Genomic DNA, 14,878 nt, shown 5'->3' on the forward strand with positions numbered 1-14,878 from the left:
CTATTCTTTTGTGCTGTAGCTATTAGAGGGGCGTATCGTTGTGCTGTGCTATACTTTATGTAAATGTTCTGTTGAAGCTTTTCTGAGAATAGGAGGAACTATGTCCTGGAGTAAATTAAAACAACAATTAGAGAGTTTCCTTAGCCCCGCACTGGCCGGCACAGTAGCGTACCGGGCAACCAGTTACCGCTATTCACCGGATAAATCAGGGAGTGGTTATCTGACCGTGGATCAGAAGAATATCCTTAATATGGCGGATACGACGACACCCATACGGTGGTATCAGACCGATCAGGAGATCAAGAATGATCCCAATATCGTAATTCCTGTAAGTATGGAAGAGATTGAAGCCATTCGTAAAGAAACGAAAGGGGCTGTGCCGGAAGAACGACTTGAGATCATGGTGCGAGGTAGAAAAAGCACATCTCATGCTAAGGAACTGTTATCGGCTCAAGCCGCATTGAGCAAATCGAATTTTACGTCGGTAGCAACAATGTTTCTGGCCACTTCAATCGAGGACAATCTGGAGAGCAATGACATTCTGCTCAATATTTTGGCGCTGATCGACAGACGGGTGGGCAAAAAGCGGATTCTGAACATGTCGGATTCGATTAAAATGAAGCATTCTGCCGTGCAGTATTTTTACGAACTGCGCCGCAGGACAGTGTGAAATCGTTATTTCGCATGTTAAATCAAGCTTACAAACAGCTTATAAAGCAAAGAGAGCCGTGCTGTAACACGACTCTTTGCCGAAATAGCCGCTTCTAAGAGCGGTGGACTTCAAACAAGAGCATACACGACCAAGTAGACCGCGACCTTTGTAAGGGGCGGTCTACTTGTGTTTATCAGACCGCAACGCTGTAACTTAGCCAACCAAAGGTTATCATCGGCAAGCTCAAAGGGTAGAGAATGTAATGTAGAGCGGTTTAGAACAAAGTATTTTGTACTACATATTGTTTTTATACTTCAACAAAGATAAGATATAATAAGAACATACGTTTTGTTAATACTATATTTTATACATATTCGGGGGATTACTGTGGTTGAACTTGTTAAGGGGTGAATACGTCCAATGATACAATTAACCAGACGGCAAGCCAGGCGGTTTTTATTGTTAAAGCATGGGTTATTGGGGGAGCATCAATATGTCTTAAAGTCAGGGGTCATGGAATTTACAAGACAGGTTGGTTGCCTTCAATATGATCCTATCGATATCTGTGGAAAAAATGCCGAGTTAGTATTGCAGTCACGCATTCGTGGATTTAGCAAGAACATGCTTGAAGAGTTATTGTATGAAGATCGATTACTGATGGATTATCCCGATAAGAATCTCGCTATAATATCTATTGAGGACTGGCCTTATTTCGAACGGTACAGACAAGCGGCCAGACAGCATGCCGAAAGCTATCCCCAGATGGAGACGCTCACAAGGCAAGTACGGGATTATATACAGCAAGTTGGTCCGGTAAGTTCGAATGAATTAAATGCATTGCAACTAGAAGGAGATTTCACTTGGCGTTCAGCCATTCACTGGAGTAGTGGGAACAATGTTTCGCGCTCGGTGTTGGAGCAGATGTATTCGACAGGTGAACTGGTTATCCATCATAAAAAAGGAACACGTAAATATTATGATCTGGCTGAGAAGCACATACAATCTGATTTATTGCACGCTCCGGAACCGTTATTGAACGAATTAGATCATCACAAGTGGAGAGTATTGCGCCGAATCGGTGCGGTTGGTTTACTGTGGAATCGTGCATCCGATGCCTGGCTTAATATATGGGGGTTAAAGACAGAGCAGCGGAACAGGGCTTTTCATGAGCTATTGCTGGAAGATCGCATTATTGCTGTTGAGGTAGAACAACTCAAGGAACGTTTATACTGCCGGACAGAAGACTTACCTATGATTGAACACATACTGCAAAATCCGGAGTTACAAGAGCGTTGCGAATTAATTGCTCCACTGGATAATTTAATGTGGGATAGAAAGCTTATTTATGCATTGTTTGAGTTCGACTATAAATGGGAGATCTATACGCCAGCTCTCAAACGGAAATTTGGTTATTATGTGTTGCCTTTACTGTATGGAGACCGGTTCATTGGGAGAGCCGAGATTATCGTGGAACGGAAATCTGGAAGGCTTGTTGTTAAACATGTCTGGTACGAAAAAGACATGCAGCCAACCGAAGAACTTGTAGCCGTGGTGAAGGAATGTTTCGAGCGGTTTGCAATATTCAATGACTGTGAGACGATTTCAATAGAGGGAAAAGACTAAAAACTAAACATCAAAATTGAAGAGCATACATGTGTTTGTTCCCCAGTTGTTATAGCTTGAAACTATAACCAGTCATACTTTTTTGGTATCTCTTCTAACCCCTCTCCGCGTGATATGATAATCATATACAACGAGGGGGTTATTTACATGACTGACAAGTTCCAGATCGTAGGCAGTTTATTGCGGCCGGAAGAGCTGCTGACATATAAAACACAGATTGAACACCGGGATGATATCCAGTATCCATTCTATGAAAACTTTCAAGGATACCAGCAATGTGAGACGAAAGCGATTGAACAAGTGATCCAAAAAGAGATCGAGAACGACTTGTCTGTTATCACGGACGGCGAATTCTCCAAATCGATGTGGCATCTCGACTTTGTGTGGGGATTTGGCGGAGTGGAGCGGTATATTGCGGATCATGGGTACTTTTTCCGGGATGTGGACGGCACTTCTAAATATGAAACACGTAAAGATATCGGGCTGCGTATTACGGGGCAACTGAGCGGCAAGAATCATCATTTCATTCAACTGTTCAAGCAGTTACAAGACCAAGCGGGTGACCAGCAGACCAAACTTTGCATTCCATCGCCGTCCCATATTTTCGGTGAATTATCGTGGTCGGACAACATTGGGGGCAAGGATGCCGTATACCAGAATACACAGGAGCTGAAAGCCGGCTTGGTAAGTGCTTATAAGGAATTTGTGCAGGAGTTTGCAACTGCGGGTGGTAAAATTCTGCAAATGGATGACTGTCTCTGGGAGCTGTTTGCCGATGACAATCCGAACTCGCCTTTTACCGGAGAGCATATCAATCAAGAGGACGTACAGGGTCTCGCCACGGAGTTTATTGATATCAACAATACGGTCATTGACTTCGGTCATAGTCTGGGTCTGAAAATGTGGACACATAACTGCCGCGGCAACTATGACTCCCGTAACATGGGCGGCGGATCGTATGTGAAGATTGCGAATCTGTTCCTGAAGCAATTGAAGTATGATCGTTTCTTCCTGGAGTGGGATGATGATCGTGCGGGTTCCATCGAAGCGCTGGAAGTGTTCAAAGACAGACCGGATACAGAAATTGTATTGGGTCTGCTGTCCTCCAAAACAAGTACGCTCGATGATGAGGAGCGCGTGGTTCGTCTGCTGGACGAAGCCTCCAAGATCATTGACAAAGATAGGCTACTGCTGTCTCACCAATGTGGTTTTGCCTCCTGTGATGGCGGGAACGAACTGAGCGAAGCCCAGCAGTGGGCGAAGATTCATCAGGGTCAGCAAATTGCGAAGCAATACTGGGGCAACTAATTTCTATAACATATAGATATTTTCATAGGGCGATCTTTTCCGAGCAGGATTCGGGAGAGGTCGCCTTTTTATTTTAACTGATTCGTTGCCGTGTGATCGTTATGTCCGTTTTGTGATTCTTCTCACTTTCCTGACCCGACATCTGCTCTACACTTAATGGCATGTAGATAGGGGGAGAATGGATGACGATGCCACAGATCAAGGGGCAAATGCAGCAGTTAAGGCCGCAGATGAAGCCACGTGATTATACCCAATATCCGTTCATCGTGATCTGGGAAGTGACCCGGGCATGTGCGCTGAAATGTGTGCATTGCCGGGCAGAGGCCCAGTATCGGGCTGATCCACGTCAACTGACCACCGAACAGGGAAAAAGGCTGATAGATGATATTGCCGCTATGCAGGAACAACCATTATTTGTTTTCACGGGGGGTGACCCGCTAATGCGGCCAGATCTGTTTGAACTGGCGGAGTATGCGATTCGGGAGAAGGGGCTACCCGTGTCCATGACGCCTAGTGCCACCCCGAAGGTCACTCAAGCGGCAATTATGCAAGCGAAGGAAGTCGGTTTATCCCGCTGGGCGTTTAGTCTGGATGGGTCAACGGCCGAGATCCATGATCATTTTCGCGGAACCAGAGGTTCTTATGATATGACGATGAGGGGCATTCGATTTTTGCAGGAAGCAGCCATTCCGATTCAAATCAACACGACCGTTTCCCGTTATAACCTCCACGATCTGGAGGCCATCAGCCGTAAGGTGAAAGAGATGGGCGTTGTGCTGTGGAGTCTGTTTTTCCTCATTCCGACAGGCAGAGCTCAGGAGAAAGATATGATCACAGCGGAAGAGCATGAACAGGTCATGAAGTGGATGGTGCAGCTTGCTCATGAGATGCCTTACGGTGTGAAATCAACGGAGGCGCCTCACTACAGACGAGTAATGATACAGCAACGGACAGCAGGAGCAGAACAGGCCTCAGAGCAGAACTCCAAGCAAGGCTTAGAACTTCAATCCGAGCAGAGCGCAGGAAATCATGCAGATCTTGCCAAGGGTCTCGCCAAACGCAAAGATATGCTGGGACGTGCACCGCAAGGGGTCAATGATGGGGACGGGTTTGTGTTTATCAGTCACACGGGGGACGTCTATCCTAGCGGTTTCTTGCCCGTGGTGTGCGGTAATGTGAAGAATGAGTCGCTAATTGAGGTGTACCGGAATTCACCGGTGATGCAGACCTTACGGGATAAGTCGAAATTGAACGGAAAATGTGCAGTCTGCGAGTACAAAACGATGTGTGGTGGCTCCAGAGCAAGAGCGTATGCAATGACGGGAGATTACATGGACAGTGATCCTTCCTGTGCCTATATCCCGGCGGCGCTGCGTTAAAGTTTATATGGCGGGAAGTGTGGCATGGATAATCAACGCACGAAACAAGTTGTCATCGCTGGCGGTGGCATTACCGGATTGAGCGCAGCTTATTATATCGAACAGTTTTGCAGAGCGAATGATGTTGCAGCAGAACTTATTATTGTTGAAAAAAATGATCGATTCGGTGGACATGTGCACACCGGTAAAAGGGATGGATTCGTGATCGAACGGGGGCCCGATTCTTTTCTCGCACGGAAAACCTCCATCATTGAGCTTATGCAGGAGCTCGGTATGGGTGAAGAACTCGTTGGTACGCGTCCAGGGGTGTCGCATAGCTATATCGCCTATCGGAATAAACTGCATCCGATCCCGGATGGCTTTATGCTCGGTGTGCCTACGAAGTGGAAACCCTTCGTAACAACTCGTTTATTGTCCCTTCGGGGCAAGGTGCGAGCAGCGGCAGATCTTGTTTTGCCGCGGAGGTCGAGCAGGGAGGATGAGTCTCTGGGGCAACTGCTACGCAGACGCCTTGGCGATGAAGTACTGGAGCAGATCGCCGAGCCGCTCTTGGCAGGCATATATGCAGGCAATGCGGACGGACTGAGCGTACAAGCAACGTTTCCAATGCTACAGGAAACGGAGCAAAAACACCGTAGCCTGATCGTGGGCATGCTGGGTGTGAGAAAAAGCCGCGCCCCAAAGCAAACAGTCAAGCCTACGGCTCAAACCACAACGGAGTCTACGTCACAACCTACAACTATATCGGCAACCCGTCCAGCTCCCAAACCCGCATCAAAACCATCGGGCACGGCCACTCGAAGCATGTTTTTGAGTGCACGGGGCGGACTGGAAGGTGTGGTAACGCAACTTGAACAGACACTTTCTTCCACAGCGCATTTGATCAGGAACACGGCAATTTCCCGTGTGTCGAAAGCAGAACAAGAGCAAGGAAAAGATACTATACGTTATACGGTTCAGTTTAACAATGGAACGACGCTTGCGGCGGATGCGGTAGTGGTTGCGACTCCAGCGTATGCAGCAGCGGATATGCTTGCACATGAGCATGAGGCGATTGCAGAACACCTGCGTGCGATCCCGTATGCTTCGGTGATGAACGTCGTACTTGCTTATAGCGAGCAGGACGTGGGTGTTTCCCTGAATGCATCCGGCTTTGTTGTACCGCGCAAGGAAGAACGCAAAATTACAGCCTGCACCTGGACATCATCTAAGTGGGAGCATACAGCGCCGAAAGGTCACATTCTTTTGCGAGCCTATGTGGGGAAATACGGCCGTGACCCGATGAGTCATCAGCTTACCGATGAAGAAATCATTGCTGAAGTACGCCGCGAATTACAGGATACCATTGGGATCTCCGCAGAGCCTGTTTTTACAGAGATCAACCGATTACCGTTATCCATGCCCCAATATCAAGTCGGGCATCTAAAACGAATCGCAGAGGTTGAGAAGTTACTGGAAGATGTTATGCCTGGAGTGTACGTTGGTGGCGGAGGTTACCGCGGAATTGGCGTTCCGGATTGTATCTCTCAGGGCAAGGCTATGGCGGAGAAAGTCATTGGCACGTTGTTGGGAACTAGATAAACATAAAGAAGCGGCAGCCTGTCCCGAAATTCAATCGGGGGAAGCTGCCGCTTTTTTTATTGGCAGGGCGCTGAATTTACTTACGCTGTAATGATCGGCTCAAGGAATATATACACACGATCCGGGGATTTGGATCACGCTATTTCGCAGTAGCCTGCTGCGCCAGCCATTCTTTTTTTAATATCGCATATTGATACGTATTCTCGTATTTCGGCGTGCCGTCTTCATTTTTCACAAAAGAAATAAACTCAAGGAACAGACCTTCCCTGCGCATGCCGAGTTTCTCACATAGCTTCTGAGACCGGAAGTTATCGTCTTCCACGTAAGCGTAAATTCTCCGAATTCCCTGCTCCATAAAGAGGTATTCCATGAAGGCACGAGCACTCTCGCTGGCGTATCCTTTTCCCTCAAACCTCCCGTTAAAATTCCAGCCGACACTATACGTATCTGGGTCTGATTTTGAGTCTGAATTCGATTTCGAGTCCGAATCTGAATCTGAATCTGGATCATGGCCCTCTGTCATCCCAAACAATTCTCCAATGATCTCATTGCTGTCTTTTAGACAAACGGCGATATGGGAGTCGTCCTTGCTTCGTTTCTCTACCTCAGCGATTGCTTCCTCAAGTGTTGACAGCTGGTGATCCATAAAGCAGTTCACTCGTGGATTCGCGGTATACTCGAGCAATCCGGCCGCATCCGTTGCGGCAAAATTACGTAAAATCAATCGATCCGTTACAATGTTTTGCATATATGGTTCCTCCAATGATGACGGAAATAGATCATGCATATCTAATCCATATTCCGTATTTCGTGTTTTGTTGTGTGTGTGATGGCATCGTACATATTCAACTCTTCTGTCATCTTTATCCTTTTTTCGGTGCCAAGTCTCTCGGCTTAACTAAAGCAGGCGCAGTTTTTGTTTTTAACGTCGTGTTGAGTCCCTTTGTCTCGTTTATCTCCTTGATCTCACTATCTTCATTGTTCTCCATATTCTTAATTGTCGGATTCATTTTATCCGCTTTGGAGAACAGATTCATTAATTTGTCCTTGTAGATGTATCCGAATATAAATCCAACGACAGCAATAACCGATATGATGATGGCAATGGTATATTGTTGCATATGAAGGTTGGAACCTACCACGGCCGAAGCGATAATCCAGGGCAAACGTCCAATCAGCAGAATAGTGAAGAAGCGTAAAGAGCTGATGGATGTCAGCGCAGCGACAAAGACGAGCATGTCTTTGGGCAACCCGGGAACGAGGAAAAAGATAAACAAAAAGGCAGCAAATTTTCGCTCATCATGCATGAATGACATCCATTTCATATTTTGCTTCCGTAGCAGGCGCGATACAAAGTCACGACCGATAAAACGGGTGAAATAGAATGCGATCGCTGATCCTATGATCAGACCGACCGTAGTATAGAAGGAGCCGAGTGCAGTACCGTAGATATATCCACCGGCAATCTGTACGACCTCTCCGGGAATAGGCGCAACGACGATCTGTAGAATTTGAAATAAAATAAACATGATCGGGCCCCAGTGTCCCGTTGAATGAATATAAGCTCTGAAATTATCCATCGACGACATGATTTTAATGATAGCTGGTGCATAATAGATCAGCAGAACTGTGGATACGACAGCGATCAGACCCAGCAGTACTTTCATCACGATACGTTTTGAAGTTTGCGGCATAGCTGAAGACTCCTTTTTTAATTACTTTGACTATTAACAGTATAAATCGAAATCATGAAGAGATACCTACTTAACTTCTTAAGAATTCTTAAGGCGATCCTGATCCGCTGGCTCTGTCAAAACACGCAGACTATACTGGAATGAACGGAGGGATTTCGAATGAACAACAACAAGCAGATTTTAATTGCAGATGATAATAGTGAGATTCGTGAGATCGTGAAGATTTTACTAGAAAGTGAAAGCTACGAAGTCATTGAAGCCGTCGACGGCCAAGATGCGGTAGATAAAGTAACGGAAGAGACAGATCTTATTATTCTGGATATGATGATGCCCAATAAGTCTGGACTGAAGGCATGTCTGGAGATTCGTGAAAAAACGAGTGCGCCGATCTTGTTCCTGACAGCAAAAACACAGGATTCGGATAAACAACTAGCCTTTTCGTCGGGGAGCGATGACTTTTTGTCCAAGCCATTCTCGTATACCGAACTGGTGGCAAGGGTCAAAGCGCTGCTTCGCCGATATTATGTCTACCGGGGCAAGGAGAAGATCGAAGAGGCTGAGAACATTGCGGTGAAGGATCTGACCATTCACAAGGATGCCAAATCGGTGTATATCGGTGAGAAAGAAATCTCGCTGACGGAAATTGAGTATCAGATTCTGTTGCTCTTGGCGTCCAAACGAAGAAAGGTTTTCTCAGCCGAAAATATCTATGAGAGCGTGTGGCAGCAGCCTTATTTTTATACTTGTAATAACACGGTAATGGTTCATATTCGTAATCTGAGAAACAAGCTGGAAGATGACCCGCAGCATCCTAAATATGTGCAGACCGTTTGGGGGAAGGGGTACAAAATTGAATAAACTGCTCATCGGAAAAAAACTGAAGCTCAAGCTGGTACTTGCCATTATTCTCTCGCTGTTCGTTGCCGTAGGTACATTCATCGTCTTGCAGGTGGTTGGTGAGACGGCACTGGACAGTTATCTCAGCAAATCGACGTTTATCGAAAACAGGCAGCAGGATGCGCTGAAACGATTCCAGACCATGGTAAGCAGTGAGCACTTGTCCACGCAGGATCATCAGAGACTCTCGGAATGGATTCGTGGGGAGCGGTACTTGGAGCTATTCATATTTGAACAGGATAAATTGATTTATGCATCCAACACGGAAGCGGATCCTGCGATAAATAAAGAGCTAATAACTCAGTTCTTACCGTCCAGAACACCGATTACAACCGTCCAGTTTGCAGATCAGCCGGCTCAGATTTATTTGGTTGGTTTCTATGAATATCAGTACTATAACTTGCTTTTGATTTTGACGGTATTCGCAGCTTTGATTGTGTTTATTGTTGCATTCTTGCTCATGATTAATCGGAAAATATCCTATATTGGCAAGCTTGAGCGGGAGATCAAAATACTGGAAGGCGGCAATCTGGATTATAAGATTACAGTGTCTGGTAAAGACGAGCTGTCATCGCTGGCATGGAGTATCGACGAGATGCGAAAATCTTTTGTGGAACGGCTCGGTAGCGAGGAGAGGGTGAGAAGTGCGAATCGAGAGTTGATTACGGCGATTTCTCATGATTTGCGCACACCGCTCACGATTCTGCTTGGATACATGGACATCATTGAACTGGGTAAATACAAGACACAGGAGGATCTGCACCAGTATATTCACAATAGCCGAGAGAAGGCGTATCAGATCAAGATTCTATCAGATAAGCTGTTTGAGTACTTCACGGTCTCTTCTGCATCAGAGGAAGAGGATGTGGAATCCGAAATCTATGATGGGCGAGAGTTGCTTGATCAGCTTCTGGATGAGCAACTGGCCTTAATGGAAAATTTCGATGTTGAGTTGAAGCAGAAATACGGGGAACAGGCCTTTTTGATCGAGTTGAATCTTGTTGCGATCCGTCGTGTGTTTGATAATATTTTCTCGAATATAAAGAAATATGCGGATCGTTCTCATCCAGTGGATATCGATTTATCTATCGAGCAACACACTTTAATCATGACCGCTCGGAACCGGATTAAACCTGTGGACAAAACGAAGGACAGTAACGAGATCGGACTCGTCAGTTGCCAGAAAATCATCGAACAGCATAACGGAACATTGAAGATATCTGAGCAAGAGGAAACATTTATCCTACAGATCGAACTGCCCGTTATTCTCAGTAAATGAGATCGGAAGTCGTATGGTTTCAAGACACGCCCTAGGCAGAAATAATACATTTTTGATTATTCGATGTAACTTCCAAGTGTTAGGAAGGGTTATATAAGAGAGTAGCAAAAGGGGAAAAAGTGTAAATGAAAATGATTTAAAAGTAAGGAACACAATGTGATTGAGGGGAGAGGCTTCATGAAGAACAATCATACTCCACTGAGTAAAACTCGAGTTTTAGAAGAACTGGACTCGCTTGGTTATTCGAACCGAATGAAAGAGATTGCACGACTGGGACGGCATCATCTGGCTGTGGGCGCGAAAGATTACGCTACGCTTCTGATTGAGCTACTGGACAGCGGGACAGCGTACGAGGCACATCTGGCGTTAACCGGAGCTGGCGCGGTAAAGGATGCACAAGCTGTTATACATGCGTTAAATCATCCCAAGGCTGGGGTCAGGGGCCGGGCTGCCCGGATGCTCGCAGAGGTGGTCACTGATCCGGGTTATGACATTGAAACCGAGATCGTTTCGATGTCGCACCATTGTCGTCAACAACTGTTGCGGAGCATTGTGAAGTATACCAGACAGGACTGGGCAGAACGGCTGTTGCCGGTCGTATTGGAACGTTGGGGCGCAGATGACGCTATTTTCCTGCTATCCATGTGTGGTGAAGCAACGGTTCGCACACGATTGCCACAGCTTGGATATGCAATTGATAATTGGCGAACCATAACAACCCGGAACCCGGACCTGGTCGCTGCTTACTTAGAAAATGCCTTGAATCAAGTATCGGAGAGCGACAGGTCCAGTGTGTGGTATGAGATGGGCACGGTAGTAGAGAAGCTGAGTATATTGAGACCAGCAGCAGTCCTGGAATATGCATTGTCTTATGGTCCAAAAGAACAGATTCATCCTGTGATTAAGAATCAACTGGGTATCCTGATTCGGACCAGCCCTGAGCAAGTATTTGAACTGCTCGCGAGGCAGGAGACAAGGGCATATCTGCTGAATAACGGAGTTCCGGCGGGTGTGTTGAAAAAGAGAAGATACTTCACCACTGCACAATGGACTGCTCTGGTGACTATGCTTGCCGAAGCTCCTTTTCAAGTGGCAAAGGTGCTGGATACGCTCGCGCCTTCAAGCCGTGAAGCGTTATTTGATGCAGCGTACCCGGTGCAGGAGCGAACGAATCGAATGTTCCCTATGGCCCTGCTCGATGTACTGCCGCATCAGTTACGCGACAAAGAAGCGGTTCGCATGCTCACCCTGCGAGAAGTCCGGGAAGACCGGGGCAGAACGTTCGAAATGACAACACGTCGTCTGATTGCACAAGTTAGAGAGACGCTGGAGCAGGCTGTTCAGGTATCGAACGCGGATGAGCGTGCTATGGCTTATTCCCGGCTGATTCAAAGCACGGCTCTGTCCCGTAGTGGGATGGAGGACACGTTACGGTTCCTGACGAGAGTGAAAAACGATCAGGACCCGGTACGTTTTATGGTAATGACAGAACTATCGAGATGTCCGGTCACGTTGTTTAAGGAAGAGCATGTGCCACATCTGACGATCCTGGTGGACAGTGTCATTGAGGCCAGAGATACTTCGTATGGAACCAGAACGGGAGTCGAGCAATTGGCTTTTGACATGCTGCTGGAGCATGCAAGTGAACCTGGGCGTCGCTTGTTCCAATTTGCGCTTAGAGCGATCAAGCGCATGGCGATGCGTGATGGGCAGTTTATGTTATTTTCCAGAGAGTGGAACAGTCTGCCGCAGGCCGCACTCGAAACCTTATTTGATGAGATCTATGCTATAGGTGTAGAAGCGAACAAGCGGGAGAGTGACTACGTCGTTCTACAGATGGCTAGTGCATTTGGCAAAGCGATTGATCGACTGCCCAAACTGCACGACCTGCTCGAGGAATTGGTGAAGAGTAAAAAGTCAGCGGCTCAAGCCGTCAGGTACTGGCTCGCTCCCTACAAGACCAGGGATAAACGGGTTAGGGAGCTGCTGGATCTTGATCCGACATTCATCTCATTTTATGAAGTGTTTGAGCATTTACACCGGAAACGTCAGGAGTGGCTAGATCCGTTTATCTCTGGCAAAGTCCTCAAAGGCAAGCATTTAACGGGGAAAACCATCTATCTGGTTCCAGCATATCATGGCTTTTATCGCTGGTTGCCTCGTCAGCAACAAGCGCTGGCTTCGCTACTTGACCGAGTGGCACAAGACAACAAGCGAAACTTCTATGAGCGTGCAAATGCGATGCGGAGTTTGGCGGGTATGCCGGATTATCGTTCGAATCCATTGCTAGAGAAGCTACTAACTGATCCGGAAGTACATATCGTGGAGGCTGCCCTGCATGCTTTTTCGTTAACGGAGGAACCGGAAGACGCCCTACCTGTGTTGTTAAATAATCTGGATGGAGATCGTGCACGAGTAGCGATGTACTCCATTCCGAGGTGCGCACGCAGGGTGAACCCGGTGTTGCTCACGTCCATGCTTTCGAGCCTGTTGGACCGGGAAAAACTCAAGATTACGGTGCGGAAAGAAGCGGTTCGGTTGCTGGGAACTTATAAAAGTAGTGAAAGTGTGACCTTACTCATCCGTGAATTTGAGAAGCCGAAGCGGCACAAGGATGTCATTATTGCTATTGGTCATGCGGCCAGACAATGTCTGGACGATGAGCGAAGCTGGACAATGATGAGTATCATGGCGTCCTCTTCGGATCGAGACATCGCGCGCAGTTTGCTGAATCAGCGTCCGGATGAACTTCCGGTGGAAGCGCGACTGCGATATTTACAGTGGATTACCGAAATTGCGGGGCATGATGACCCGATGGTATCGATGGAAGCCTTTCATGCGATGTCACGCTGGGGACATGTAAGTGCAGAGGTCATTTCACAATGTGCTGGCAAAGCACTAATCGATCTACAGGATGGTACGCGCTGGAAAGCCGCGATTCTTGCCTTGGTCACGGTTAGCAGGGACGGGAAAGTGAATGATGAGGTCGTACAAGTCATCCGGCAGTTGGCTGAAGTGGAGGCCCAGGACGACTGGAACGCAGGTAGAGAGCGGGATTTACCTCATCGTCAACGTTTGCTGGAGTTAATTGATCAGCTTGTCTCGGGTTCTATATCGGTGAAAAGGCGACTTGCTCCATTATATGCATCCATTATCAGGACTCTTCAGCATCATGAATCGCTGAAGCTCACGGCGATTCGTCTGCACCTGGCTGCAATGGATTGGAGCCAGCCGGATCAGGCGCTACTTCAGTTGTATCCTGTTATTGATATCGCTAATGCGCATCCGTATGTACTTGAATCGGTCGATCGGCAGATTAAGCGTACGGTGCTTGATGGGAAAGGATATTGGAAACCGGAGCAGCTACTCCACATCGTAGATGTGTTGAGAACGCGGACGGATATTGCTTCTTCCTGGATTGGACTATCTTTGCTCAAGGTCGCTGGTGAGGATTTACTATGGAATCAGGATTGCCGCAATTGCTTAAGAGCTTACCGACAGCATGAACAAGAAGCGGTTCGTCTGCTGGCGTTGGACAGTTGGACAATACTTGAATAACATCATAGTTTTCACTACAATCGAGTAGAATAAGTGCGCTGCACCACTATATGCTAATGAACCGGGGGAGAATGAGGATGACCATGAACTCCATTGAAAATGAAAAAGATCTGTCACCGGAACAACGTGATGAATTGTTCAAGGCATTAAAGACCCGTTTTGAAAAGAATATGAGTCGTCATTCCGATCTGGAATGGGCTAACGTAGAGGCTAAACTGGAAGCAAACCCGGACAAACTATGGTCACTGCACGAGATGGAGAAGACGGGCGGCGAACCGGATGTTGTGGAGTTGGACAGTGAGACAAGTGAATATATCTTTATAGACTGTTCACCAGAGAGTCCCAAGGGTCGCCGTAGTGTATGTTATGATCAGGCTGCACTGGATGCACGCAAAGAGAACAAACCTAAGCATAGCGCTGTTCAAATGTGCATCGAGATGGGCATTGAGCTTTTGGATGAGACCCAGTATCGTGAACTTCAGCAACTGGGGAACTTTGATCTGAAAACATCCAGCTGGGTGGTGACACTTGAACATATTAGACAGCGGGGTGGAGCCATTTTTTGCGACCGCCGTTACGATACCGTGTTTATGTACCATAACGGGGCAGAGTCCTATTACGCTGCAAGAGGTTTCCGTGGTTTGTTAAGGGTGTAAATGAAATATAGTTTGGATTAGGTTAGATGAAATAGGGCACTCCCAACAGTAATAGAGAGGAACGATTCGGCAGGTTGCGAATTGTTCCTTTTTTGGTTTTAATTAAGCCAAGTTAAGTGAGTTAAGCTATATAAGTTGAACTATTCTTTTACACAATAACGGAGAGGACAGAAAAAACCTGAAAAAGCGGAGCTAAAAGCTTTCTGAAAGAAAGCTAGCATCGGAAGCATACGCTTCGCCTTTATCACCGG

At 46.9% G+C, this 14,878-nt stretch carries 11 protein-coding genes; 9 read left to right on the forward strand and 2 right to left on the reverse strand.

Features of this window, described 5'->3' with window-relative positions:
- Positions 1-100: 100 nt before the first annotated feature.
- The 5 genes from H7T88_RS10880 (at position 101) to hemG (ending at position 6,543) form a co-directional block, all read left to right on the forward strand.
- Entirely contained in the window at positions 101-670 is a 570-nt protein-coding gene (locus H7T88_RS10880) for an SF0329 family protein (RefSeq protein ID WP_221788425.1), read from the forward strand.
- Positions 671-1,165: 495 nt separating this feature from the next.
- On the forward strand, positions 1,166-2,275 hold the full coding sequence (locus H7T88_RS10885; RefSeq protein ID WP_260510831.1) for a winged helix-turn-helix domain-containing protein: 1,110 nt from the start codon (positions 1,166-1,168) through the stop codon (positions 2,273-2,275).
- A 147-nt stretch (positions 2,276-2,422) separates the two neighbouring features.
- Entirely contained in the window at positions 2,423-3,583 is a 1,161-nt protein-coding gene (locus H7T88_RS10890; protein ID WP_221788427.1) for a cobalamin-independent methionine synthase II family protein, read from the forward strand.
- Between the two features lie 188 nt (positions 3,584-3,771).
- On the forward strand, positions 3,772-4,962 hold the full coding sequence (locus H7T88_RS10895) for a TIGR04053 family radical SAM/SPASM domain-containing protein (RefSeq protein ID WP_418792771.1): 1,191 nt from the start codon (positions 3,772-3,774) through the stop codon (positions 4,960-4,962).
- 24 nt (positions 4,963-4,986) lie between these two features.
- The gene (gene hemG, locus H7T88_RS10900) at positions 4,987-6,543 is read left to right on the forward strand and encodes a protoporphyrinogen oxidase (protein ID WP_221788428.1); all 1,557 of its coding nucleotides are present in this window, start codon (positions 4,987-4,989) and stop codon (positions 6,541-6,543) included.
- Positions 6,544-6,682: 139 nt separating this feature from the next.
- On the opposite strand, the gene H7T88_RS10905 is transcribed toward hemG, so the two are convergent.
- Both H7T88_RS10905 and H7T88_RS10910 read right to left on the reverse strand, forming a co-directional pair.
- The gene (locus tag H7T88_RS10905; RefSeq protein ID WP_221788429.1) at positions 6,683-7,291 is read right to left on the reverse strand and encodes a GNAT family N-acetyltransferase; all 609 of its coding nucleotides are present in this window, start codon (positions 7,289-7,291) and stop codon (positions 6,683-6,685) included.
- A 115-nt stretch (positions 7,292-7,406) separates the two neighbouring features.
- Positions 7,407-8,237, reverse strand: a complete 831-nt coding sequence (locus H7T88_RS10910; RefSeq protein WP_221788430.1) for a TVP38/TMEM64 family protein — start codon at positions 8,235-8,237, stop codon at positions 7,407-7,409.
- A 159-nt stretch (positions 8,238-8,396) separates the two neighbouring features.
- Between H7T88_RS10910 and H7T88_RS10915 the strand changes: the two genes are divergently transcribed.
- The 4 genes from H7T88_RS10915 to H7T88_RS10930 all read left to right on the forward strand — a co-directional run bounded on the left by H7T88_RS10915 (position 8,397) and on the right by H7T88_RS10930 (position 14,627).
- Entirely contained in the window at positions 8,397-9,095 is a 699-nt protein-coding gene (locus H7T88_RS10915; RefSeq protein WP_154960339.1) for a response regulator transcription factor, read from the forward strand.
- Positions 9,088-10,413, forward strand: coding sequence for a sensor histidine kinase (locus H7T88_RS10920; protein WP_221788431.1), 1,326 nt, complete (start codon positions 9,088-9,090; stop codon positions 10,411-10,413). The genes H7T88_RS10915 and H7T88_RS10920 overlap by 8 nt, the downstream gene beginning before the upstream one ends.
- Positions 10,414-10,590: 177 nt before the next feature.
- The gene (locus H7T88_RS10925) at positions 10,591-13,971 is read left to right on the forward strand and encodes a HEAT repeat domain-containing protein (protein WP_221788432.1); all 3,381 of its coding nucleotides are present in this window, start codon (positions 10,591-10,593) and stop codon (positions 13,969-13,971) included.
- A gap of 77 nt (positions 13,972-14,048) precedes the next feature.
- On the forward strand, positions 14,049-14,627 hold the full coding sequence (locus tag H7T88_RS10930) for a DUF4256 domain-containing protein (RefSeq protein ID WP_221788433.1): 579 nt from the start codon (positions 14,049-14,051) through the stop codon (positions 14,625-14,627).
- Positions 14,628-14,878: the final 251 nt, after the last annotated feature.

It is taken from the genome of Paenibacillus cucumis (ex Kampfer et al. 2016), assembly GCF_019748695.1.
Classification (GTDB): Bacteria; Bacillota; Bacilli; order Paenibacillales; family Paenibacillaceae; genus Paenibacillus; species Paenibacillus polysaccharolyticus.

What these genes read in the sequence shown, in the direction of transcription:
- H7T88_RS10915 (WP_154960339.1), top strand. Translation starts at nt 8,397, where the DNA reads ATGAACAACAACAAGCAGATTTTAATTGCAGATGATAATAGTGAGATT.
- H7T88_RS10905 (WP_221788429.1), bottom strand. Translation starts at nt 7,291, where the DNA reads ATGCAAAACATTGTAACGGATCGATTGATTTTACGTAATTTTGCCGCA.
- H7T88_RS10885 (WP_260510831.1), top strand. Translation starts at nt 1,166, where the DNA reads ATGGAATTTACAAGACAGGTTGGTTGCCTTCAATATGATCCTATCGAT.
- H7T88_RS10895 (WP_418792771.1), top strand. Translation starts at nt 3,772, where the DNA reads ATGCCACAGATCAAGGGGCAAATGCAGCAGTTAAGGCCGCAGATGAAG.
- H7T88_RS10890 (WP_221788427.1), top strand. Translation starts at nt 2,423, where the DNA reads ATGACTGACAAGTTCCAGATCGTAGGCAGTTTATTGCGGCCGGAAGAG.
- H7T88_RS10910 (WP_221788430.1), bottom strand. Translation starts at nt 8,237, where the DNA reads ATGCCGCAAACTTCAAAACGTATCGTGATGAAAGTACTGCTGGGTCTG.
- H7T88_RS10925 (WP_221788432.1), top strand. Translation starts at nt 10,591, where the DNA reads ATGAAGAACAATCATACTCCACTGAGTAAAACTCGAGTTTTAGAAGAA.
- H7T88_RS10930 (WP_221788433.1), top strand. Translation starts at nt 14,049, where the DNA reads ATGACCATGAACTCCATTGAAAATGAAAAAGATCTGTCACCGGAACAA.
- hemG (WP_221788428.1), top strand. Translation starts at nt 4,987, where the DNA reads ATGGATAATCAACGCACGAAACAAGTTGTCATCGCTGGCGGTGGCATT.
- H7T88_RS10880 (WP_221788425.1), top strand. Translation starts at nt 101, where the DNA reads ATGTCCTGGAGTAAATTAAAACAACAATTAGAGAGTTTCCTTAGCCCC.